Source organism: Variovorax sp. VRV01, from assembly GCF_014852545.1.
Lineage (GTDB): Bacteria > Pseudomonadota > Gammaproteobacteria > Burkholderiales > Burkholderiaceae_C > Variovorax > Variovorax beijingensis_A.
This window is the reverse complement of sequence record NZ_JACVBS010000004.1, coordinates 372,833-396,149: the sequence shown is the minus strand read 5'-3', so window position 1 is coordinate 396,149 and position 23,317 is coordinate 372,833. Positions and strand designations below refer to the sequence as shown.

At 69.0% G+C, this 23,317-nt stretch carries 21 protein-coding genes; 18 read left to right on the top strand and 3 right to left on the bottom strand.

Features of this window, described 5'->3' with window-relative positions; genetic code table 11:
• From IB278_RS10170 to IB278_RS10085, 18 genes are all read left to right on the top strand, one after another.
• A complete protein-coding gene (locus IB278_RS10170) occupies nucleotides 1–1,281 on the top strand; it encodes a TRAP transporter large permease subunit (RefSeq protein ID WP_145744613.1) in 1,281 nt (426 codons plus the stop codon).
• Nucleotides 1,282–1,327: 46 nt separating this feature from the next.
• Complete coding sequence (locus tag IB278_RS10165; RefSeq protein WP_145744615.1) at nucleotides 1,328–2,332, top strand: TRAP transporter substrate-binding protein; 1,005 nt, start codon at nucleotides 1,328–1,330, stop codon at nucleotides 2,330–2,332.
• A 15-nt stretch (nucleotides 2,333–2,347) separates the two neighbouring features.
• A complete protein-coding gene (locus tag IB278_RS10160; protein ID WP_145744617.1) occupies nucleotides 2,348–3,181 on the top strand; it encodes a shikimate dehydrogenase family protein in 834 nt (277 codons plus the stop codon).
• A gap of 100 nt (nucleotides 3,182–3,281) precedes the next feature.
• Nucleotides 3,282–4,490 (top strand): 3-carboxy-cis,cis-muconate cycloisomerase, encoded by a 1,209-nt coding sequence (gene pcaB / locus IB278_RS10155; RefSeq protein ID WP_192323345.1) that lies wholly within the window; start codon nucleotides 3,282–3,284, stop codon nucleotides 4,488–4,490.
• Nucleotides 4,490–4,921 carry a carboxymuconolactone decarboxylase family protein gene (locus tag IB278_RS10150; protein ID WP_192323344.1) on the top strand — a complete coding sequence of 144 codons (432 nt, stop codon included), beginning with the start codon at nucleotides 4,490–4,492 and terminating at the stop codon, nucleotides 4,919–4,921. The genes pcaB and IB278_RS10150 overlap by 1 nt, the downstream gene beginning before the upstream one ends.
• Nucleotides 4,918–6,138, top strand: coding sequence for a Bcr/CflA family efflux MFS transporter (locus IB278_RS10145; protein ID WP_192323343.1), 1,221 nt, complete (start codon nucleotides 4,918–4,920; stop codon nucleotides 6,136–6,138). Before IB278_RS10150 ends, IB278_RS10145 begins: the two co-directional genes overlap by 4 nt.
• The gene (locus IB278_RS10140) at nucleotides 6,135–6,899 is read left to right on the top strand and encodes an alpha/beta fold hydrolase (RefSeq protein ID WP_145744624.1); all 765 of its coding nucleotides are present in this window, start codon (nucleotides 6,135–6,137) and stop codon (nucleotides 6,897–6,899) included. The genes IB278_RS10145 and IB278_RS10140 overlap by 4 nt, the downstream gene beginning before the upstream one ends.
• Before the next feature lie 141 nt (nucleotides 6,900–7,040).
• A complete protein-coding gene (locus IB278_RS10135; RefSeq protein WP_192323342.1) occupies nucleotides 7,041–8,939 on the top strand; it encodes a bifunctional sugar phosphate isomerase/epimerase/4-hydroxyphenylpyruvate dioxygenase family protein in 1,899 nt (632 codons plus the stop codon).
• 30 nt (nucleotides 8,940–8,969) lie between these two features.
• Nucleotides 8,970–10,382, top strand: coding sequence for an MFS transporter (locus IB278_RS10130; protein WP_145744628.1), 1,413 nt, complete (start codon nucleotides 8,970–8,972; stop codon nucleotides 10,380–10,382).
• A gap of 38 nt (nucleotides 10,383–10,420) precedes the next feature.
• Complete coding sequence (locus IB278_RS10125; RefSeq protein ID WP_145744630.1) at nucleotides 10,421–11,104, top strand: DsbA family oxidoreductase; 684 nt, start codon at nucleotides 10,421–10,423, stop codon at nucleotides 11,102–11,104.
• A gap of 122 nt (nucleotides 11,105–11,226) precedes the next feature.
• Nucleotides 11,227–11,697, top strand: coding sequence for a hypothetical protein (locus tag IB278_RS10120; RefSeq protein WP_145744632.1), 471 nt, complete (start codon nucleotides 11,227–11,229; stop codon nucleotides 11,695–11,697).
• A 50-nt stretch (nucleotides 11,698–11,747) separates the two neighbouring features.
• Complete coding sequence (locus IB278_RS10115) at nucleotides 11,748–13,298, top strand: DUF1800 domain-containing protein (protein WP_192323368.1); 1,551 nt, start codon at nucleotides 11,748–11,750, stop codon at nucleotides 13,296–13,298.
• 150 nt (nucleotides 13,299–13,448) lie between these two features.
• Nucleotides 13,449–14,660, top strand: a complete 1,212-nt coding sequence (locus IB278_RS10110; protein WP_192323341.1) for a DUF1501 domain-containing protein — start codon at nucleotides 13,449–13,451, stop codon at nucleotides 14,658–14,660.
• A 54-nt stretch (nucleotides 14,661–14,714) separates the two neighbouring features.
• Complete coding sequence (locus tag IB278_RS10105; protein ID WP_145744636.1) at nucleotides 14,715–15,461, top strand: tRNA-uridine aminocarboxypropyltransferase; 747 nt, start codon at nucleotides 14,715–14,717, stop codon at nucleotides 15,459–15,461.
• 142 nt (nucleotides 15,462–15,603) lie between these two features.
• Entirely contained in the window at nucleotides 15,604–16,662 is a 1,059-nt protein-coding gene (locus IB278_RS10100) for an NAD(P)H-dependent flavin oxidoreductase (protein ID WP_145744638.1), read from the top strand.
• Nucleotides 16,663–16,666: 4 nt separating this feature from the next.
• The gene (locus IB278_RS10095; RefSeq protein ID WP_192323340.1) at nucleotides 16,667–17,332 is read left to right on the top strand and encodes an alpha/beta hydrolase; all 666 of its coding nucleotides are present in this window, start codon (nucleotides 16,667–16,669) and stop codon (nucleotides 17,330–17,332) included.
• A 126-nt stretch (nucleotides 17,333–17,458) separates the two neighbouring features.
• Nucleotides 17,459–18,397, top strand: a complete 939-nt coding sequence (locus IB278_RS10090) for a DUF3014 domain-containing protein (protein WP_192323339.1) — start codon at nucleotides 17,459–17,461, stop codon at nucleotides 18,395–18,397.
• An 89-nt stretch (nucleotides 18,398–18,486) separates the two neighbouring features.
• The gene (locus tag IB278_RS10085) at nucleotides 18,487–18,735 is read left to right on the top strand and encodes a hypothetical protein (RefSeq protein ID WP_145744644.1); all 249 of its coding nucleotides are present in this window, start codon (nucleotides 18,487–18,489) and stop codon (nucleotides 18,733–18,735) included.
• Between the two features lie 10 nt (nucleotides 18,736–18,745).
• On the opposite strand, the gene gcvP is transcribed toward IB278_RS10085, so the two are convergent.
• Genes gcvP through gcvT form a run of 3 tightly spaced genes read right to left on the bottom strand, consistent with a single transcriptional unit; the run spans nucleotide 18,746 to nucleotide 23,300 of the window.
• Nucleotides 18,746–21,652, bottom strand: a complete 2,907-nt coding sequence (gcvP, locus tag IB278_RS10080) for an aminomethyl-transferring glycine dehydrogenase (protein ID WP_192323338.1) — start codon at nucleotides 21,650–21,652, stop codon at nucleotides 18,746–18,748.
• A gap of 50 nt (nucleotides 21,653–21,702) precedes the next feature.
• Nucleotides 21,703–22,074 (bottom strand): glycine cleavage system protein GcvH, encoded by a 372-nt coding sequence (gene gcvH, locus IB278_RS10075; RefSeq protein WP_192323337.1) that lies wholly within the window; start codon nucleotides 22,072–22,074, stop codon nucleotides 21,703–21,705.
• A gap of 47 nt (nucleotides 22,075–22,121) precedes the next feature.
• The gene (gcvT, locus tag IB278_RS10070; RefSeq protein WP_145744650.1) at nucleotides 22,122–23,300 is read right to left on the bottom strand and encodes a glycine cleavage system aminomethyltransferase GcvT; all 1,179 of its coding nucleotides are present in this window, start codon (nucleotides 23,298–23,300) and stop codon (nucleotides 22,122–22,124) included.
• Nucleotides 23,301–23,317 lie beyond the last annotated feature (17 nt).

The following is a 23,317-nucleotide window of genomic DNA, read 5'->3' as shown; positions in this document are numbered from 1 at the left end:
ATGACGATCGCCATCTTCCTCGGTGCCCTGCTGGGCGCCATGGCCATCGGCGTGCCGATCGCCTATTCGCTGCTGCTGTGCGGTGTCGCGCTGATGTGGCACCTCGACCTGTTCGATGCGCAGATCCTGGCGCAGAACGTGATCAACGGCGCCGACAGCTTTCCGCTGCTGGCCGTGCCTTTCTTCATGCTGGCCGGCGAGGCCATGAACCAGGGCGGGCTGTCGCGGCGCATCGTGAACCTGGCGCTGGCGGTGGTCGGCCACGTGCGCGGCGGCCTCGGCTACGTCGCGATCGTGGCGGCCTGCATCCTCTCGGCGCTCTCGGGGTCGGCGGTGGCCGACGCGGCCGCGCTGTCGGCGCTGCTGATCCCGATGATGGTGGCCGCCGGCCACGACAAGGCGCGCTCGGGCGGCCTCATCGCGGCCTCGGGCGTGATCGGGCCGATCATCCCGCCCTCGATCGGGTTCGTGATCTTCGGCGTTGCCGCCAACGTGTCGATCTCCAAGCTCTTCCTTGCGGGCATCTTCCCGGGCATCCTGATCGGCGCCTCGCTCTGGTTCACGTGGTGGTGGCTGGTGCGCAAGGAAAAGGTGCTGCCGCCGCCGCGCAAGTCCGGCGCCGAGATGCTCACCGCGCTGCGCGAGGCGACCTGGGCGCTGCTGCTGCCGCTGATCATCCTGGTGGGCCTGCGCTTCGGCATCTTCACGCCCACCGAGGCGGCCGTGGTGGCCGCGGTCTACGCGATCTTCGTGGCCACCGTCGTCTACCGCGAGCTCAAGCCCTCGCAGTTCTATGCCATGTTCGTCTCGGCCGCCAAGACCAGCGCGATCGTGATGTTCCTGGTTGCGGCGGCCATGGTCTCGGCCTGGCTCATCACCGTGGCCGACCTGCCGGCCAAGCTGGTCGCGCTGCTCGAGCCGCTGATCGCGAGCCCGATGCTGCTGATGGTCGTGATCATGGTGCTGGTGATGGCGGTCGGCACCGCAATGGACATGACGCCCACCATCCTGATCCTCACGCCGGTGCTGATGCCGGTCATCAAGGCCGCGGGCATCGATCCGGTCTACTTCGGCGTGCTTTTCATCATCAACAACTCGATCGGCCTCATCACGCCGCCGGTGGGCACGGTGCTCAACGTGGTGGCCGGCGTCGGCCGGATGAAGATGGACGAGGTCACGCGCGGCGTGTGGCCCTTTGCCGTTGCGGAGTTCGGAATGATGTTCCTGATGGTCATGTTCCCCCAACTCGTCATCTGGCCGGCCCGGCTGCTGAGCGGCTGACGTCCACCCTTTCTTTTTTCCCAGATCAACCCAAGGAGACTTTCACATGAACAGCTTTTTCAAGCGCACGCTGGTCGCCGTCGTCACGCTCGCGGCCATGGGCGGCGCCGCGGCCCAGGTGAAGGAACGCACGCTCAAGTTCGCGTTCCAGAACCAGACCGGCCATCCGCAGGCGCAGGGTGCGCAGAAGTTCGCAGACCTCGTCGCCGAGAAGTCGGGCAAGAAGATCACCGTCAAGCTGTTCCCGGGCGGCACGCTCGGCGGCGACCTGCAGACGGTTTCCGCGCTGCAGGGCGGCACCGTGGAGATGACGGTGCTCAATGCCGGCATCCTGACGGCGCAGGTCAAGGAGTTTGCGGCCTACGACTTCCCGTTCCTGTTCAACAACGCGCAGGAAGCCGATGCCGTGACCGATGGCCCCTTCGGCCAGAAGCTGCTCGCCAAGCTCGACGAGAAGAACCTGCACGGCCTGGGCTACTGGGACCTTGGCTTTCGCAACCTGACCAACAGCAAGCGCCCGATCGCCAAGGCCGACGACATCGCGGGCCTGAAGATCCGCGTGATCCAGTCGCCGATCTACATCGACCTGTTCAACACGCTGGGCGCCAATGCCACGCCGATGCCCTTCCCGGAGCTGTACTCGGCGCTGGACCAGAAGGCGGTGGACGGCCAGGAGAATCCCAACACCGTGATCGCGTCGTCGAAGTTCGCCGAAGTGCAAAAGCACATCACGCAGACGCGCCACATCTACAACCCGCAGGCGCTGATCATCAGCAAGAAGGCCTGGGACGGCATGAGCGCCGAGGAGAAGAAGATCATCGGCGAGGCCGCCGCCGAAGCCACCAAGTTCCAGCGCCAGGCGTCCCGCGACGCGGCCGACACCGCGCTCGACACGCTCAAGAAGGCCGGCATGACCGTGACCGAACTCCCGCCCGCCGAGATGGCCAAGCTGCGCGACAAGGTCAAGCCGGTGATCGACAAGTACACGGCCACCGTAGGCGAGGCGACCGTCAAGGAACTGATGGCGGAGATCGCCAAGGTTCGCAAGTAAGGACGGCTGACCGACATGATTTCCGGCAAGACCACACTCGTCGCGCACCTGGGCTTTCCCACCGAAAGCTTCAAGGCGCCGATGATCTACAACCCCTGGTTCGAGAAGCAGGGCATCGACGCCGTCGTGGTGCCGATGGGCGTGAAGCCCGAGGACTATCCGGCTGCCTTCGCCGCGCTCTTCCGGCTCACCAACATCCGGGGCGCGCTGGTGACCATGCCGCACAAGATCACGACCATGGGCCTGGTCGACGAGGTCACGCCAACGGCAAAGATCGCGGGCGCCTGCAACGCCGTGCTCAAGCGCGCCGACGGCACGCTGGTGGGCGACCAGTTCGACGGCGCAGGCTTCGTGCGCGGCGTGCTGCGCAAGGGCTGCGCGCTCGAGGGCGCACGCGTGCTGGTCTCCGGCAGCGGCGGCGTGGGCTCGGCAATCGCGGCCTCGCTGGCAGCGGCCGGCGTGGCGCAGATCGCGCTCTTCGATGCCCACGCACCGTCGGCCGAGGCGCTCGCCGGGCGCCTGCGCACGCACTATCCGGCGCTGGCCGTGTCCACCGGCTCGAACGATCCGGCCGGCTTCGACCTCATCGTCAATGCCACGCCGCTGGGCATGAAGGAAGGCGATCCGCTGCCTTTCGATGTGGACCGCATCGCGGCCTCGACCTTCGTCGGCGAAGTGGTCATGAAGTCGGAATACACGCCGCTGCTGCGTGCCGCCCGGGACAAGGGCTGTGCCGTGCAGGTGGGCACCGACATGCTGTTCGAGATGATTCCCGCGTACCTCGAGTTCTTCGGCTTCGGTACGGCCACGGCCGATGCGCTGCGTGCCGAGGCGAAGATCAGCTACTGAGCAGTGTGCAACGCCGGCCCTGCGCCGTGCGGCGCGAGGGAAGACGCGGTGTAATGCTGTTGCGATCACTCGTTTTTTTTGACGCAAGAAGACATTCACCATGAGTATTTTCGAAGGCTTCCTTTCCACGTCCGAGACGCTTTCCGCCTTCAGCGACCACAATTTCGTCGGCGCGATGCTTCGCTTCGAGGCCGCACTGACCCGCGCGCAGGCCGCGCTCGGGCTGGTGCCGGAGGCGGCCGCGCATTCGATCGTCGGCAGCTGCAAGGTCGAACTGTTCGACGTGGCCAAGATCGTGCGCGACAGCGGCCGCGCGGGCAGCGTCGCGATTCCGCTGGTCAAGGCCTTGAAGGAGGCCGTGGGCCTGTTCAATCCGGCTGCCGTGCCCTTCGTGCATTTCGGCAGCACCAGCCAGGACGTGATCGACACCGCGATGGCGCTGGTCACGCGCGAAGGCATCGCGCTGATCGAAGCCGATGTCGACCGCGCCATCGAGGCGCTGCTGCAGCACGCGACGCAGCATGCGGCCACGCCGATCCTGGCACGCACGCTGATGCAGCCCGCGTCGGTCACGAGCTTCGGCCTCAAGTGCGCCGGCTGGGCCGCGCCGCTGGTGCGCAGCCGCGCCCGCCTGCGCGAGGCCGCACGCCACGCGCTGAGCGTGCAGCTCGGCGGTGCCGTCGGCACGCTCTCGCAGATGAAGGGGCAGGGCCCGGCCGTCGTGCAGCGCGTGGCCGATGAGCTCGGCCTCGGCAATGCCGGCGCCACCTGGCACACGCAGCGCGACGAATGGGTCGCGCTCGGCTGCGAGCTGGGGCTGCTCACGGGCAGCCTCGGCAAGATCGCGCGCGACATCGCGCTCATGGGCCAGTACGAGGTCGGCGAGGTGGCCGAGCCCACCGAGCCGGGCCGCGGCGGCTCCTCGGCCATGCCGCACAAGCGCAACCCGGTGGCGGCGATGGTCGCGCTGGCCGCGGCCCAGCGCGCGCCGCAGCGCGTGGCCGCGCTGTTGGCGGCCATGCCGCAGGAACACGAGCGCGCGCTCGGCGGCTGGCAGGCCGAGCTGGCCGAATGGCCGCAGCTGCTGATGTCGGCGCACGGCAGCGCGCGTGCGCTGGCCAGTGCGCTGCCCGGCCTGCAGATCGACGCGGCGCGCATGCGTGCCAACATCGACACCCTGCGCTCGGAGCTGCCGCGCGAGGCCGCGGACGAATGGTTCGACCCCGCGCTGGCCGGGCCCGCAGGCGAAACCGCGCTGCGGCAAGTCGCGGCACTGCGCGCCCAACTGATTGCGAAAGACACCCCCTGATGACCGACGAAGCAAGCACGACCACACCTCCCAACGACTACGAAGCCGGCCTCGTCAACCGCCGCCGCGTGCTCGGCGACGCCTGGGTCGACAAGTCGCTCGCCAACCGCAACGCGTTCAACGCCGAGTTTCAGGAGCTCATCACGCGCCATGCCTGGAACGACATCTGGGGCCGGCCCGCGCTGGGCGACAAGACGCGCCGCTACATGGTGCTGTCGATGATGCTGGGCATCCACGCCTATGAAGAATTCGCGATGCACGTGCGCGCGGCGCTCGACGGCCCGCCCGAGTCGCGCCTCACGCCCGAGGACATCAAGGAAGTCATCATGATGGCGGCCATCTACTGCGGCGTTCCGGTGGCGAACCACGCCTTCGGCATCGCGACCGGCATCCTGCGCGAGAAGGGCTTGCTGGCCGCGGCCCCGCAGTGAGCGGGCCGCCCACCCGCAAGGACCGGTTCGAGCCCGGTTTCGGCCTGCTGCTGCCGCTGCTGCTGGCGGCGCAGCCCGTGGCCACCGACAGCTACCTGCCCGCGCTGCCCGCTATTGCCAGGGAGCTGGGCTCGGCCAGCACCAGCCTCACGCTGTTCGTGCTGGCCTTCGGCTTTGCGCAGTTGCTGTGCGGCCCGCTGGCCGACCGCTTCGGCCGCCGGCCGGTGCTGCTGGCGGGGCTTGGCTGCTACGCGGCCGCGGCGCTGGGCGGCGCCTTCGCCGGCAGCGTGGCGGTGCTCGCGGGCTGGCGCACGCTGCAGGGCTTTTCGATGGCGGCCATCCTGGTGTGCGCGCGCGCCGCGGTGCGCGACCTCTACCCCGCGCACGAGGGCCCGCACGTGATGGCGCGCGGGCTCACGGGCCTGGGCGTGGTGGGGCTGCTGGCGCCGCTCGTGGGCGCATGGCTGGTGCAGGGCGCCGGCTGGCGCTGGGTGATGGCCTCGATGGCGCTCTACGCGCTGGTGCTGCTGGCGCTCTGCTGGCGTTCGTTCGCGGAGACGCGGCGGCCGCTGGCGGGCGAGCCCTCGGCGCCGCGCGGCAGCACCCGCGCCGTGTTCGCGAGCCGCAGCTTCCGGGCCTGGGCCTCGGTGGCTGCAACCACCTATGGCGGCCTTTTCTGCTTCCTGCTGCTGTCGCCGATGGTCTACATCGGCTACCTGGGCTGGTCGCCCGCGATGTACGGCTGGATCCCGGCCGGCGGCTCGCTGGTCTACATCTTCAGCACCACCCTGTGCCGGCGGCTGCTGCGCAGGTACGGCCCGGTGGGTACCGTGCAACTGGGCGCCACGCTGAGCATGGCCGGCGCCGCGGTCCAGGCGCTGGGCTGCTGGCTCGCGCCGCACAGCGCGCTGCCGCTGCTCGCGGGCCACGCGGTGTATTGCCTGGGCCACGGCATCCACCAGCCCTGCGGCCAGGCCGGCGCCGTGGGCGACCTGCCGCACCTCGCGGGGCGGGCCGTGTCGTGGTCCGGTTTCGGCATGATGATGGTGGCGTTCAGCGTCGGGCAGCTGGCCGCGCAGTTCGTCGACACCGATTTTTCGAACGGCGCCTGGCCGATGGTCGTTCCGATGCTGCTCGCAGGCTGCGGGTTGCTGGCCATCGCGTTCCTCTGGCTGCCGCGCCTGCAACATCCGATCAAGGAAAAGGAATCACCATGACCCGTTTGAATGTCGTCCGCGAAGGCAGCGGTCCTTTCGTCGTGCTGAGCCATGCGCTGGGCTGCGACCTGCACATGTGGGACGGCGTGGCCGAGCAGCTTGCGCGCGCCCACACCGTGATCCGCTACGACCACCGCAACCATGGCGGCTCGCAGGTGGTGCCGGGCGCGCTGCGCGTGGAGACGCTGGCGCAGGACGCGGCCGAGCTCATCCAGCGCGAGGCGGGCGGGGAGCCGGTGCACTTCGTCGGCCTGTCCATGGGCGGCATGACCGCGCAGGCGCTGGCGGTGCGCCATCCCGAGCTGCTGCGCAGCGTGGTGATCGCGAATTCGTCGGCCCACTACCCTGACCAGTCGCCGTGGCGCGCGCGCGCCGAGACGGTGGCCGCCAAGGGCGTGGCCGCCATTGCACCAGGCGCGGTGGCGCGCTGGCTCACGCACGGCTACGTCACCACGCAGGAGGGCAAGGCCGCGGCCGAGGCGCTGCACGACGTGCTGGTGCGCACCGACGCGCAGGGCTACATCGAAAGCTGCAACGCGGTGGCGGCGATCGATTTCCGCGACAGCAATCGCCGCATCGCCGTGCCCACGCTGGTGATCGCGGGGCTGCAGGACGAGGCCACGCCGCAGGTGATGTCCGAGGCCATCGCGGCCGCCATTCCCGGCGCGCGCCTGGCCACCATCGACGCGGCGCATCTGAGCGCGGTGGAGCGGCCGGTCGAGTTCACGCAGCTGCTGATCGATTACTGGCGCAGCCTTTGAGAAACGCGGCCTCCACGCCATGGGTCGGGCCTAGGTCTAACCCCTAATCCGTGCGAACAATGCACGCATGCGTTCGATGATCGAACGCTGGGTGCATGTGGAGCGTTGTGGGCGGCGGTGGGTGTTCCTACAGTCACCCTCATGCATCGCTCCATTGCCACCGTCTCCCTCAGCGGCACGCTTCGCCAGAAGCTCGAAGCCGTTTCGGCCGCGGGCTTCGACGGCATCGAGCTGTTCGAGGCCGACTTCGTCAACTTCAAGGGCAGCGCCGCCGAACTGCGCCGCATCGCCTCGGACCTCGGCCTCTCGATCGACCTGTACCAGCCCTTCCGCGATTTCGAGGGCATGCCCGAGGCCCAGTTCCGCCGCAGCCTGGAGCGCGCCGAGCGCAAGTTCGACCTGATGGAGGCCATGGGAGCGCCGCTGATGCTGTGCTGCTCCAACACCTCGCCGCTCTCGGTGAACGACCCCGCGCTGGCCGCCGCGCAGCTGCACGAACTCGCGGAGCGTGCCGCGCGCCGCAATCTGCGCGTGGGCTTCGAGGCGCTGGCCTGGGGCCGCCACACCTCGTTGTACGGCCAGGCCTGGAACATCGTGAAGCAGGTCGACCACCCGCAGCTCGGCCTGATTCTCGACAGCTTCCACACGCTGTCGCTGAAGGACGATGCCACGGGCATCGCCGCCATTCCGGGCGACAAGATCTTCTTCCTGCAGATGGCCGACGCGCCGCTGCTGTCGATGGACGTGCTGCAATGGGCGCGCCACCACCGCTCGTTCCCGGGGCAGGGCGATTTCGACGTGATCGGCTTCTTCGAGCAGGTGCTGCGCGCGGGCTACACCGGCCCGCTGTCTCTCGAGATCTTCAACGACCTGTTCCGCGAAACGCCCAACCGCCGCACCGCGGTGGACGCGATGCGCTCGCTGCTGTACCTCGAAAGCGAGGCGCGGCAACGGTTGGCTCCGGCGGCCGATGCGCAGGCGCCCGCGCAGCCGGTCGCGGTCGAGCTGTTCAGCCCGCCGCCCGTGCCGGCGCTCTCGGGCCTGTCGTTCATCGAGTTCGCGGCCGATGAGGCCTCGGCCGGCACGCTCGGCGCGTTCCTGGAGCAGATCGGCTTCCGCCGCGTCGGCCGGCACCGCTCGAAGGCCGTGGTGCTGTACCGCCAGGGCGAAATCAACCTGATCGTCAACGCGCAGCCGGATTCGTTCGCACGCAGCCGCTTCGAGGCGCACGGCACCTCGGTGTGCGCGCTGGGGGTGCGCTGCGCCGATCCGCAGGCCGCCGTCGAGCGCGCCACGGCCATGTGCTCGCAGCGCCACGACAGCCCGGTCGGACCGAACGAATTGCGCGTGCCGGCCATCGTGGCGCCGGGCGGCAACCTGATCCATTTCGTGCCCGAGGCCCTGGGAACCAATGGGCTGTACGAGGCCGACTTCATCCTCGAGGAAGACGCGGCGGCCGATGCCGGCGGCGCCGGCCTCGCGCAGGTCGACCACGTGGCGCTGGGCCTGGCGCTCGACCAGCTCGACACCTGGGTGCTGTTCACGCGTGCCGTGCTGGGACTGGAGCCCGGCGAAAGCCTGGAGCTGGCCGACCCTTTCGGCCTGATCCGCAGCCGCGGCGTGGCCAATGCCGACCGCAGCGTGCGGCTGGTGCTCAACGTGTCGCTGAGCCAGCGCACCCGCACCGCGCGCACGCTGAGCCTGACCGGCGGCGGCGCGGTGCACCACATCGCGCTGCGCTGCGACGACATCTTCGAGAGCGTGGAGCGGCTGCGCGCGAGCGGCACGCGCTTCGTGCCGATTTCGGACAACTACTACGACGACCTGGCCACGCGCGTCGACCTCGACCCGGCGTTGCTCGCACGCCTGCGCGCGGCGGGCGTGCTGTTCGACCGTTCGCCCGCGGGCGACTACCTGCACATCTACACCGAGAACATCGAAGGCGGGCTCTTCTTCGAACTGGCACAGCGCACCGCGGGCTACGACGCCTACGGCGCGCTCAACGCACCGGCGCGCATGGCATCGCAGGCGCAGCAATAAAGATTCTTTTCGTCAACCCGGAGACAAACCATGGCAACCATCACGGCCCACGAGCCGAAAGGCAAGCACCAGTCGAAGAAAGCCACCGCGAGCGGCTGGATCGGCTCGGCGCTGGAGTACTACGACTTCTTCATCTACGCCACCGCGGCGGCGCTGATCTTTCCGCAGATCTTCTTTCCCAAGGGCGACCCGCAGATCGCGATCATCGCGTCGCTCGCCACCTACGGCGTGGGCTACGTCGCACGGCCGATCGGCGCGCTGCTGCTGGGCCACTGGGGCGACACGCACGGCCGCAAGACGGTGCTGATCCTGTGCATGTTCCTGATGGGCTTTTCCACCGTGGCCGTCGGCCTGCTGCCCACCTATGACCAGGTCGGCCTGTGGGCGCCCGCGCTGCTGGTGGTGCTGCGCCTGATCCAGGGCTTTGCGGTGGCCGGCGAGATTTCGGGCGCGAGCTCGATGATCCTGGAGCACGCGCCGTTCGGACGCCGCGGCTTCTTCGCGAGCTTCACGCTGCAGGGCGTGCAGGCCGGCCAGATCATGGCGGCCGCCGTGTTCCTGCCGCTCGCGCACTACATGGACAAGGATGCCTTCAACGCCTGGGGCTGGCGCATTCCGTTCCTGCTGAGCTTCATCGTCATCGTGGCCGGCTACATCATCCGCAAGGAAGTGGACGAGACCCCTGCCTTTGCCGAAGTCGAGAAGAGCGCCAAGGTGCCGAAGGCGCCGGTGATCCAGGCCGTGACCGAGAGCTGGGGCGACATGCTGCGCGTGCTGCTGTGCTCGCTGATGAACGTGATCCCGGTGGTCGCGACCATCTTCGGCGCCGCCTACGCGGTGCAGCCGGGCTACGGCATCAACTTCGAGAAGGACATCTACCTCTGGATTCCGGTGATGGGCAACATCCTGGCCGTGATCGTGATCCCGTTCGTCGGCAACCTGTCGGACAAGGTCGGCCGCCGCCTGCCGATTGCCGTCGGCGCCATCGGTTCGGGCCTGCTGTCGTTCGGCTACCTGTACGCCATCAGCATCCACAACGTGCCGCTGGCCATCGTGATGTCGCTCCTGATGTGGGGCGTGGTCTACCAGGGCTACAACGCCGTGTTCCCGAGCTTCTATCCGGAGATGTTCCCCACACGCACCCGCGTTTCCGGCATGGCGATCTCGCAGAACATCGGCACCGCGATCACCGCGCTGCTGCCGGCGCTGTTCGTGGCGGTCGCGCCTCCCGGCGCCGCCAACATCCCGCTGACCGTCGGCGCCATCACGCTGGCGATCTGCGCCATTGCCGCGATCTCGGCCCTGAGCGCACGCGAAACCTACCGCGTGCACATGAACGACCTGGGCAAGCCCGATGCGGTGCCGGTCGACAAGCTCGAGTATGACCGGCTGCGCGAAGAAACGCTCGCCTCCGCACGCATGGCCGCCAAGGCCGTGGCCTGAAGACCTTGCGCGCACCAAGGGCGTCGGCGCCATGAAGAATGGCGCCCATGACCTCCCATCTCAAGATCGATTTCGTCTCCGATGTCTCCTGCCCCTGGTGCGCCGTCGGCCTGGGCTCGCTCGAAGCGGCGCTGCGGCGCGTCGCGCCCGGCATCACGGCGGAGCTGCATTTCCAGCCCTTCGAGCTGAACCCGCAGATGCCGCCCGAAGGCCAGGACACCTTCGAGCACCTGAGCCAGAAATACGGCTCCACGCGTGAACAGCAGGCGCAGTCGCGCGAGATGATCCGCCAGCGCGGGGCCGAGGTGGGCTTCGAGTTCAGCCCCGAGGGCCGGCCGCGCATCTACAACACCTTCGACGCCCACCGCCTGCTGCACTGGGCCGAGCTCGAAAGCCCGGCCAGGCAGGCAGCGCTCAAGAAGCTGCTGCTGAAGGCCTACTTCACCGACCGCCAGAACCCCTCCGACCACGAGGTGCTGGTGCGCCTGGCCGCCGAGGCCGGGCTCGATGGGGCACGGGCCCGTGAGATTCTGGCCAGCGACGAGTTTGCGCGCGAAACCCGAGAGCGCGAACGCATGTACACCGATGCCGGCATCCATTCGGTGCCCGCGATCATCATCAACGACCACCACCTGATCTCGGGCGGCCAGCCGGTCGAGGTGTTCGAGCGCGCCTTGCGCCAGATTGCCGGCGCTGCACCTGCCAGCGTGGCGGTTGCCTGACTTAGCTGGAGCTTAGGCACTGCCTCGCGCGGCGCGGCGAAGGTAAAGTGCGTCAACGCGGAGCGGGGCACGGCGGTTGAGGAAGCGTCCTCGAATCGCCGTCACTCACAGGAGCTCCGAAGATGAAGAAGAAAAGCCTCATCGCCGCACTCGTTCTCATGGCCGCGGCCTCGCTGCCCGCGTTGGCCGACGAATACGGCAGGCACCCGTTCTACCTGCACGCCCTGTCGGACCTGCGCACGGCCGCCTGGAAGGTGGAGCACCGCCGCCCCGAAGACGGGCAGGTCTCGCGCGACGAGCAGGTGGTGCTCGACGAGATCCATGCCGCCATCGGCGACCTGCAGCACGCGGCGTGGCTCGATGGCAAGCCCGTCGAATGGCGCGAGCCCACCGATGCGTGGCTGCCGCGCGAGGGCCGCCTGCATGCAGCGGTCGACCTGCTGCGCAAGGTGCGCTCAGACGTGGCGCGCGAAGAAGACGACCCGCGTTCGCGGCTGTTCCAGCAGCGCGGCCTGGCGCACGTCGACCTGGCACTCGGCACCGCGCAGCACGCCATCGGCGACGTGCGCCGCCACGACCTGCGCAGGGAGTGAACGCGGTGCCGGCCGCCGCTTCGCCGTGGTTCTCCATTCGTCGCGCGCGGATGTCGCTGGGTGCATGCGCACTGGCACTGCTCGCGGCCTGCGCGGGCGCGCCGGGCGACCATCGGCCGCTGGTCTCGGTCTCCTTGCCTTTCGCTTCGGTCGACGAAGCTGCGCGGCTGCGCTGGCTCGACCGCGTGGGCTGGGGCGCCAATGCGAGCAGCGAAGCGCAGCTGGCGCGGCGCGGCCTGCTGCTGTGGATGCGCGACCAGCTCAATCCGCGGCCCGCCGCGCTGCCGCCGGCCGCGCAGGCGCAGGTCGATGCCATGGCCATTTCGCGCACGCCGCTCGACCAGCTCGTCACCGAACTCGACGCACAGCGCAAGGCTGCCGACGCCTTGCCCGACGAAGACCAGAAGAAGGCCGCGCGCCAGGCCTACCAGCAGCAGCTCAATGCGCTGGCGCGCGAGGCGCAACAGCGCTTCTTGCTGCGCGCACTCTATTCGCCCAACCAGCTGCAGGAGCAGATGACGTGGTTCTGGATGAACCACTTCAACGTCAACCTGCGCAAGGACAACATCCGCGCGATGGTGGGCGACTACGAAGAGAACGCGATCCGCCCGCATGCGCTCGGCCGGTTCCGCGACCTGCTCGGCGCCACGCTGCACCACCCCGCGATGCTGCGCTACCTGGACAACGCGCAGAACGCCGCCAACCGCATCAACGAGAACTATGCGCGCGAGCTGATGGAACTGCACACCTTGGGCGTGGGCGGCGGCTATTCGCAGGCCGACGTGCAGGAACTCGCGCGCGTACTCACCGGCGTGGGCGTGAGCTACCAGCCGCTCGATGCGCCGCCTCCCAACGTGCGGCCGGCGCTGCGCGCCGATTACCTGCGCCGGGGCCTGTTCGAGTTCAACCCCAACCGGCACGACTACGGCCCGAAGACGCTGCTGGGCCAGCCTATCCAGGGCCGCGGACTGGCCGAGGCCGACGAGGCGCTCGACCGCCTGGCGCGCGCGCCGGCTACCGCGCGCTTCATCTCGCGCAAGCTCGCCGTGTACTTCGTCTCCGACGATCCGCCGCAGGCGCTGGTCGAGCGCATGGCTGCGGCCTTCACGCGCAGCGACGGCGACATCGCCGTCACGCTCAAGGCGATGTTCGAGTCGCCCGAGTTCGCCGCCTCGCTCGGACGCAAGTTCCGCGACCCGGTCCACTACGTGATCGCCGGCGTGCGGCTCGCATACGACGACCGCGTGGTGACGAACGTGGGTCCGATGCTCGGCTGGATCAACCGCATGGGCGAACAGCTGTACGGCCACGAGACGCCCGACGGCTATCCGCTCAACGAAGCAGCCTGGGCCAGCGCGGGGCAGATGAACACGCGCTTCGAGATTGCGCGCGCCATTGGTGCGAACGGCGCCGTGCTGTTCCGCACGGACGACAAGGCGCCGCTTGAGAAACCCGCATTCCCGCCACTGGCCGATTCGCGCGCGGTGCGCGCCATGCAGGCGGGCCTGGGCGCGGACACGCGCGAGGCGCTGGCGCAGGCGAGGACCCCGCAGGAGTGGAACACCTTCCTGCTGGCGTCGCCCGAACTGATGCGGCGCTGATCGAGGTTTTTCTCCCTCCCCTCCGGGGGAGGGCAGGGGTGGGGGCCAGCGGCGTTCGATGACGCACAAGGCGAGACAAGCGCCGCCGGGCCCCCATCTCAACCTTCCCCCGGAAGGGGAAGGGGCAAGGCAGAAGAAAGGACATATCTTATGCAACGTCGAGAACTCTTGAAGCTCCTGGCCGGCGCGCCACTCGCGGGCGCCGTCGGCCGGCTGGTGGCCGCGCCCGCGGCCGAAGGCACCAAGCTGCTGGTGGTGTTCCTGCGCGGCGCGTACGACTGCGCCAACCTGCTCGTGCCCACCGGCAGCGACTTCTACTACGCATCGCGCCCCAACATCGCCATCGCCCGGCCCGGCTCGCCCAACGGCGCGCTGCCGCTGGACGCCGACTGGGGCCTGCACCCTGCGCTGGCGCAGAGCGTGATGCCGATGTTCCAGCAGAAGCAGGCCTCCTTCATCGCCTTCGCCGGCACCGACGACCTCACGCGCAGCCACTTCGAGACGCAGGACTCCATCGAACTGGGCCAGGCCCTCGACAAGCGCCGCGACTACCGCTCGGGCTTTCTCAACCGGCTGGCCGGCGTGCTCGGCGCGGGGCCCGTCACCGACGTCTCGCCCATCGCCTTCACCGACCAGTTGCCGATCTCGATGCGCGGCAGCGCCAAGGCAGCCAATATGGCGCTGGCCGGCAGTGCGCGCTCGGGCATCGACGCGCGGCAGAGCCAGGTCATCGCGGCCATGTACCGAAACACCACGCTGGCCCAGCCGGTGGCAGAGGGCTTCCAGGTGCGCGACGAGGTCATGCGCGCGGTGCAGGCCGAGATGGACGCCGCCAGCCGCAACGCCATGAGCGCCAAGGGCTTCGAACTGGTGGCGCGCCGCATGACGCTGCTGATGCGGGACCGCTTCGACCTCGGCTTCGTCGACGTCGGCGGCTGGGACACGCACGTGGGGCAGGGCGGCGCCACCGGCTACCTCGCCAACCGGTTCGAGGAACTGGGCCGTGGCGTGGCCGGCTTCGCGCAGGAGATGGGCGACGACGCCTGGCGCCAGACCGTGGTGGTGGTCATCAGCGAATTCGGCCGCACCTTCCGCGAAAACGGCAACCGCGGCACCGACCACGGGCACGGCACCGTGTACTGGGTGCTCGGCGGTGGGCTGTCGGCGCAGGCCGGCGGGCGCATCGTGGGCGAGCAGCAGGAAGTGGCCCAGGCCACGCTGTTCCAGAACCGCGACTACCCGGTGCTCAACGAATACCGCGCGGTGTTCGGCGGGCTGTTCAAGCGGATGTACGGCCTTTCGCCGGCCCAGCTCGCGCGGGTGTTCGAGGGGGTGGCGCCGAAGGATCTGCAGCTGGTTTAGCTGCCCGGCGCATTCCTGCGGATCGGGCGTCCAGGAGCCGCCGAGAATCGGGGCATGCCTCATGCCGTCTCCTTCCTTCGCGCCGCACGCCTGGCGCGAAGCGCCAAACCCTTTCTCGCCCGCGGCGGCTTCAAGCGCGAGCGCTGCGCGGGCTGCCGCCTGGTGCCCAGCCATTGCATGTGCGCCGTGCGCCCTTCGGTGGCAACGCACGCGGGGGTGTGCCTGCTCATGGCCGACATCGAGCCGCTCAAGCCCACCAACACGGGGTGGCTGGTCGCCGACGTGGTGGCCGATACCTTCGCCTTCGGCTGGGCCCGCACCGAGACCGATCCCGCGCTGCTGGCGCTGCTGAACGATCCGCAATGGCAGCCCTACGTGGTGTTCCCGGGGCAATACGCGGCACCCGAGCGCGTGGTCCTGGCCGTTCCGGCGCCTGGAACGGACGGCAGCGGCATTTCGAAACGGCCGCTCTTCATCCTGTTCGACGCGACATGGGCCGAGGCACGCAAGATGTTCCGCAGAAGCCCTTACCTCGACCGGCTGCCGGTGCTGAGCCTGCAGCCGGAGCGGATCACGCAGTACAAGCTGCGCAATTCCGGCCGCGACGACCACTTCTGCACCAGCGAGGTGGCCGCGATGTGCATGAGCCTGGCGGGCGAAAGCGTCGCCGAACAGACGCTGGATGCCTACCTCGCGGTGTTCACGCACCACTATCTGCATGCGAAGAACCAGCAGCCCGTTGCCTGGGACGGTGCAGCGCATCGGCGGCTGCGCGAAGTGTCCATTCGACCGCCGGCGTAATGTCGCCGAACTTGCCAGCGATCATCGTCATGCCTCGGCTTGCGGCACTTCCCGCATCGCCTGCCTGCTCGGCGCCAGGGCTTTGGGCTTCGCCGCAAAATAGGCGCCGGCGCGCACGGCGCATCCAGAAGGAACATCCGACATGACTACGCCCTTACAGCAACTCCTCGGCACCGATCTGCCGCTGATCCAGGCCCCGATGGCCGGCGTCCAAGGCAGCGCCATGGCCATTGCGGTCAGCAACGCGGGCGGGCTCGGCTCGCTGCCCTGCGCCATGCTGGCCCCCGATGCCATGCGCAGCGAACTCGCCGCGATCCGGGCCGGCACCGGCAAGCCCTGCAACGTCAACTTCTTCTGCCACACGCCGCCGGAGCCGAGCGCCGAGCGCGAGGCGGCATGGCGCAGTGCGCTGGCGCCGTACTACGCCGAATTCGGCATCGATGCCGCGAGCATCCCCACCGGTCCCGGGCGCAATCCGTTCAGCGCCGACGTGGCCAAGGTGCTGGCCGAGTTCCGCCCGGCGGTGGTGAGCTTTCATTTCGGGCTGCCTTCGGAGGCGCTGATGGCGCAGGTGCACGGCTGGGGCGCGAAGGTGCTGGCTTCGGCCACCACGGTCGAGGAGGCGCGGTGGCTCGAAGCGCGTGGTGTGGATGCGGTCATCGCGCAAGGGCTGGAGGCCGGCGGGCACCGCGGCCATTTCCTGTCGCATGACCTGACGAGGCAGCTCGGCACCTTTGCGCTGCTGCCGCAGCTGGTGCATGCCGTGAAGGTGCCGGTGATCGCGGCCGGCGGCATTGCCGATGCAGCGGGCGTGGCCGCGGCCATGGCGCTGGGCGCGGCGGGCGTGCAGGTCGGCACCGCCTATCTGCTGGCGCCGGAGGCGACCACCAGCGCCGTGCACCGTGCGGCGCTGAAGAGCCAGGCCGCGCGCCACACGGCGCTCACCAATCTCTTCACGGGCCGCCCCGCGCGCGGCATCGTGAACCGCGTGATGCGCGAGCTGGGCCCGATCGGTGCCGCGGCGCCCGAGTTTCCGCTGGCCACGTCGGGCATTGCGCCGCTGCGCGCCAAGGCCGAGGCGCAGGGCAGCGGCGATTTTTCTCCGCTGTGGTCGGGGCAGAACGCCACCGGCTGCCGCGAGCTGCCGGCCGCCGAGATCACGCGCGCATTGGCGCAAGGTTTTCAATCTCTTACGGCCTGACGCCATGACGCAACTCCACCTGCCTTTCAAGTTCCTCGAGCAGGCCGCAGGGCCGAACGTGCGCGAGCCCTGGCTGCTGGTGCTGATGCACGGCGTCGGCAGCAACGAGCAGGACCTGTTCGGCCTCGCGCGGCTCATGCCGCCGCAGTTCCACGTGCTGAGCCTGCGCGCGCCGTATGTGCTGTCGCCCGATGCCTATGCGTGGTTCGAGTTCGAGGTGCTGGCCGATGGCGAGCGGCGCATCAACGAGGAGCAGGAGCGCGAAAGCCGCTTCCTGGTGGGCGAGATGGTGGCCTCGGCGTCGCAGCAGCTCGGCGTACCGCCCGAGCGCGTGGTGGTCGGCGGTTTCAGCCAGGGCGGCATCATGGCGCTGTCGCTGCTGCTGACCCAGCCCGCCAAGGTGCGCGCGGCGATGGTGTGGCACGGCCGGCTGCTGTCGCAAGTGGCGGCGCACGTCGCGCCGCCCGAGGCTTTCGAAGGCAAGGCGCTGTGGGTGAGCCACGGCAGCGGCGACAACGTGATTCCGCCAAGCGCCGCGCAGGCCACGCGCGAACTCGCGCGCGGCCTGCCGCTGGCGCTGTCGGGCGCCGATTTTCCGGGCGGCCACGAGATCCGTCCGGCCGAGCTGCAAGGCACGCTGGCGTGGCTGCAGGCGCTCGGCGCGTCCTAGCGGTCGAACTTTCGGGCGATCGGCGCGTCACAGGGCGTTACGGGACCAAGCCGCGGCCGGGCGCCAATCTGGTGCACCATAGCCGCTCGTCTCCCATTGCAATCCTCCAAAAAGGAAACCGCAGACATGTCCGACCGAGACATCCCCGAAATTCACGACGCGCGCGATCCGCGCGATGCGCCTGCGTACAGGCCGCGGCGCGAGACATCGACCGGAACCATCATCGTGATCGTGCTGCTGGCGATCGCGGCCGGATTCCTGGGCTGGCGCTGGTACCAACAGCAACAGCCGCTGCCGGTCGAACCGCCGGTGGCCGCCGCCCCGAACGACGGGCTTGCGCCTGCGCCGCCCCCGTCCCTGCCCGAATCCCCGGAGCCGCAGAACCCCATCGACGCGATCGCGCTGCCCGAATCGGGGCTGCCCAAGGTCGCCGATTCCGATGCGCGTGTGATGAAGGCGCTCGTCGACCTGATGGGCAGCAAGAACGTGGCGGACTTCCTGCAGTTCGAAGGCATCGTGCGCCGCTTCGTGGCCACGGTCGACAACCTCGCGCGCGAGCAGTCGCCCGCGAGCACGTGGCCGGTGCAGCCGACGAAGCAGCGCTTCACCACCCAGGGCAAGGGCGAGAAAGAGACCATTTCGCCCAACAATGCCGCGCGCTACAGCCCTATCGTGATGCTGGCCGAGTCGATCGATCCGGCCAAGGCGGCCAAGGTGTATGCGCGGCTCTATCCGCTGTTCCAGCAGGCCTACGAGGAGCTCGGCTATCCGGGGCGCTACTTCAACGACCGGCTCGTTGCCGTGATCGACCATCTGCTGCAGGCGCCCGAGCCCGCCGGCCCGGTGCCGGTGCGCCTGGTCGAGGTGAAGGGCAAGGTGCCGTCGCAGCGGCCCTGGGTGCGCTACGAGTACGCCGATCCGCAGCTCGAGTCGCTCTCGTCGGGCCAGAAGATCATGGTGCGCGTGGGACTGGAGAACGAGCGCAAGCTCAAGGCCAGCCTGCGCGGCTTCCGCGACCAGATCGCCACGGGCGAGCTGGCGAAGAAGAAGCAGCAGCAGCGCTGAACGGGCGCGCCGTGTAGGCGCGGGCCGATTGCATGCGGCGCGGATGCCGGGGATGATTCGCCGGATCCCCAGATTTCGAGGACACCCATATGAACCTGATGAGCGTCGACCTCTACCAGAGTGCCACCGATCCCGAGAAATTCCTGGCGCTTCCCGCGGGCACCGACCCCGCCGAGCTCATGGGTCCGATGACCTTCGACCGCGACTTCGCGCATGTCAGGTGCTACAAGGAAGGCTTCGAATTCGATCCGTCCCAAAGCTACGCGGGCGTCAACGCCGCGAAGATTGCGGCGGACGTCCTCACCGTGAAATGGGCGATGTACCGCCGCGAAGCCTGAGCGGCCTTTTTCAGGCCTCTTCGGTTTCCTTGTAGTCGCCCACCGGCACGCAGCTGCAGAACAGGTTGCGGTCGCCGTAGACGTTGTCGACGCGGCCGATCGGCGGCCAGTACTTGGCCAGCTTCAGTTCGGCCAGCGGAAACGCGCCGAGCTCGCGCGAATACGGGTGCGCCCATTCCGTGCCGAGCAGGCTGGCCGCCGTGTGCGGCGCGTGCTTGAGCGGGTTGTCGTCCTTCGGCCAGACGCCTTCCTCGACGCGGCGGATCTCGCCGCGGATCGCGATCATTGCGTCGATGAAGCGGTCGAGTTCGGCCAGCGGCTCGCTTTCGGTGGGTTCCACCATCAGCGTGCCCGGCACCGGAAAGCTCAGCGTGGGCGCGTGGAAGCCGTAGTCGATCAGCCGCTTGGCCACGTCCTCGGCGGTGACGCCGCTGCTGTCCTTGAGCGGGCGCAGGTCGAGGATGCACTCGTGCGCGACGTGGCCGTTGGGGCTCGCATACAGCGTGGGGTAGTGGTCCTTGAGGCGCGCGCTGATGTAGTTGGCGCTCAGGATCGCGGTCTCGGTCGCCGCCTGCAGGCCCTTGGCGCCCATCATGCGGCAGTACATCCAGCTGATCGGCAGCACGGCCGCGTTGCCCAGCGGTGCCGCCGACACGGCGCCCACGCCGTTGGAAGCGACACCCGCGGTCGCATGCCCTGGCAGGTAGGGCACGAGGTCTTCCACCACGCACACCGGTCCCACGCCCGGGCCGCCGCCGCCGTGCGGAATGCAGAAGGTCTTGTGCAGGTTCAGGTGGCTCACGTCGCCGCCGAACTCGCCCGGCGCGGCCACGCCGACCAGCGCATTCATGTTGGCGCCATCGACGTACACGCGGCCGCCGTGTTCGTGCACGAGCCCGCAGAGTTCCTTCACGCGCGTTTCGAACACGCCGTGCGTGCTCGGGTAGGTGATCATCACGGCCGCGAGCTTGTCGCTGTGCTTCTCGCAGGCGCGCTTCAGGTCGTCCATGTCGACGTTGCCCTGCGCGTCGCAGGCCGTCACCACCACCTGCAGGCCCACCATCTGTGCGCTCGCGGGGTTGGTGCCGTGCGCCGACGAAGGAATGAGGCAGATGTTGCGGTGTCCCTGGCCGTTGGCCTCATGGAAGGAGCGGATGGCCAGCAGGCCCGCGTACTCGCCCTGCGAGCCCGCGTTGGGCTGCAGGCTGATGCCCGCGTAGCCCGTGGCTTCGCAGAGCCAGGCGCGCAGCTGGGCGTCGAGCTGGGCGTAGCCCACCAGCTGCTCGGCCGGCGCAAAGGGATGGATGTTCGCGAACTCGGGCCAGGTGATCGGGATCATCTCGCTGGTCGCATTGAGCTTCATGGTGCAGCTGCCGAGCGGGATCATGCTGCGGTCGAGGGCGAGGTCCTTGTCCGACAGGCTGCGGATGTAGCGCAGCATCGCGGTTTCGCTCTTGTGGGTGTTGAACACCGGGTGCGTGAGAAAGGCGCTGGTGCGGCGCAGGTCCTCGGGCAGGCGCGGCGCCGTGTTGGCCAGGTCGTCGAAGCGCGGCATCGGCGTGCCGGCCGGCACGAACAGCGCCCAGAGCGTCTCGATGTCGGCGCGCGTGGTGGTCTCGTCGAGCGAAATGCCCAGGTGCTGCTGCAGGCGCTGGCGCAGGTTGACGCCCGCAGCCTGGGCGCGCTCGATGATCCTGGGCGTGTCGTCGCCGGTGCGGATGGTCAGCGAATCGAAGGCGGTGGCATTGACCGGCTCGCGGCCCATTTGCGCGAGGCCCTGCGCGAGGATGGCCGTGAGCGCGGCCACGCGCTGCGCAATGCGCGTGAGGCCGTCGGGCCCGTGGTACACGGCGTACATGCTGGCCACCACGGCCGGCAGCACCTGGGCGGTACAGATGTTGGAGGTGGCCTTCTCGCGGCGGATGTGCTGCTCGCGCGTCTGCAGCGCGAGGCGGTAGGCGGGCTGGCCGTGCGTGTCGACACTCACGCCGACCAGGCGGCCCGGCAGCGAGCGCTTGAACTCGTCGCGGCAGGCCAGGTAGGCCGCGTGCGGGCCGCCGTTGCACATCGGCATGCCGAAGCGCTGCGTGGTGCCGCAGACGATGTCGGCGTCCCACTCACCGGGGGGCGCGAGCAGGGTGAGCGCGAGCAGGTCGGCGGCCACGCAGAAGGCGGCGTCGCACTGGTGCGCATGGCCCGCAAGCGGGCGCAGGTCGTGCACATGGCCGGTGGTGGCGGGGTACTGCGCGAGCACGCCGAAGAATTCGCCGCTCACCATCAGGTGCGGCAGCGTCTCGGAGACGGTGCTGACCTTGACCTCGATGCCCAGCGGCGCGGCGCGCGTCTTGATGACCTCGATGGTCTGCGGGTGGCAGTCGCCCGACACGAGGAACACGTTGCTCTTGCTCTTGACGCTGCGCTTGGCGAGCGTCATGGCCTCGGCCGCGGCCGTGGCTTCGTCGAGCATCGAGGCATTGGCGATGGCCATGCCCGTGAGGTCGCACACCATGGTCTGGAAGTTGAGCAGCGCTTCCATGCGGCCCTGCGAAATCTCGGCCTGGTAGGGCGTGTAGGCCGTGTACCAGGCGGGGTTCTCGAGCACGTTGCGCAGGATGACGCCCGGCGTGTGCGTGCCGTAGTAACCCTGGCCGATGAAACTCCGGAAGACCTTGTTCTTTGCCGCGATTGCCTTCAGCTCGGCCAGCGCATCGGCCTCGGTGGCCGGTGCCGGCAGCCGCATCGGCTTCGCCCGGCGGATGGCCGCAGGCACGATGCCGTCGATGAGCTCCGCGCGCGTTTCCGAGCCGATCACCGGCAGCATGCGCGCCTCGTCGGCCGCATCGATGCCGATGTGGCGGGCGAGAAACTCTTCGGCGTTCTCCAGTTGTTGCAAAGAGGGAAGGGCGGGAATCGGCATGGCGGTGAAGGCTCGGGGATGAGGAAAAAGCGGCTTGCGAACTCGGCGGATCAGGACTCGGCAGCGAACTTGTCGTAGCTGGCGGCGTCGAGCAGCGCGTCGAGCTGCGCCGGCTCGCTGAGCTTGACCTTGAAGAACCAGCCCGCGGCCAGCGGGTCGGTGTTGGCGAGCGAGGGATCGGCGCGCAGGGCTTCGTTCACTTCGGTGATCTCGCCCGACACGGGCATGAACACATCGGCCGCGGCCTTGACCGATTCGACGACACCGGCCACCTCGCCCTGTGCAAAGGTCTTGCCGACTTCAGGCAGGTCGACAAAGACCACGTCGCCGAGCGCGTCCTGCGCATGCACGGTGATGCCGACGGTGGCTGCGTTGCCTTCGGCCGAGACCCATTCGTGGTCCTTGGTGTACTTGATGCTCATGGTGGAAAACTCCTCGTGGAAAAAATGATGATGGGGGCGCGCAGCGCCTAGCCGCGGTAGTAGCGCGTGGGCACGAAAGGCAGGGTCGAGACTTCCATCGGCACCGGCTTGCCGCGCACGATGGCCTGAACGCGCGTGCCGGGCTCGGAAAACGCGGTGGCCACGTAGCCCATGGCAATCGGGCGGTCGGCCGTCGGGCCGAGCAGGCCGCTCGTGACAAAGCCGATGTCGTGGCCTTCGAAGGATTGCAGCACGGTGCCGTCGCGCACCGGAATGCGTTCCAGCGCCACGAGGCCGACGCGCTTGCGCTTCAGCGTGTCATGGTCGGTGTGGCCCGCGGCGCCGGCCGTGGCGGCGGCGAGCTGGGCCAGGACTTTGGCCGCGCCGGGGAAGCCGCCTTCGCGCGCGCCGCCCGTGCGGCGCACCTTCTGGATCGCCCAGTTCAGCGAGGCCTCGACCGGCGTGGTGGCGGTGTCGATGTCGTTGCCGTAGAGGCACAGCCCCGCTTCCAGCCGCAGCGAATTGCGTGCGCCCAGGCCGATGGGCTTGACCTCGGGCTGCGCCAGCAGCAGGCGGGCCAGCGCCTCTGCATTCTGGCCGGCCACCGAGATCTCGAAGCCGTCCTCGCCGGTGTAGCCGCTGCGCGTGGCGAAGGCCGGAATGCCGCCGATCTGCACCGCGCCGCCCGTCATGAACACGAAGCGCTCGATGCCGGGCGACAGCCGCGCCAGCACCGTGGCCGCCTGCGGCCCCTGCAGCGCGAGCAGCGCGTGGTCGGGCATGGGCTGCACTTCGCAGCGTGCGCCGATCTGCTGCTGGATGTGGGCGATGTCCGCCACCTTGCAGGCGCCGTTGACGATCACGAAGATCGAGCCGTGGCCCTCGTTGAAGAACATCAGGTCGTCGAGGATGCCGCCCTCGTCGTTCAGCAGCAGGCCATAGCGCTGCTTGCCGGCGGCGAGGTCGATCACGTCGACCGGCATCAGGGTTTCGAAGGCGGCCGCCGCGTCCGGGCCCACCAGGCGCAGCTGGCCCATGTGCGAGATGTCGAACAGGCCGGCCGCATCGCGCGTGTGCCTGTGCTCGGCCATGAGGCCGGCGGGGTACTGCACCGGCATCGAATAGCCGGCAAACGGCACCATGCGGGCGCCGAGCTCCACGTGCAGGCCGTACAGCGGGGTCTTCAGGAGTTGTTCGGCGGAAGAGGCGTCGGAGGATGCGGCCACGGGGCACTCCAAAGGGG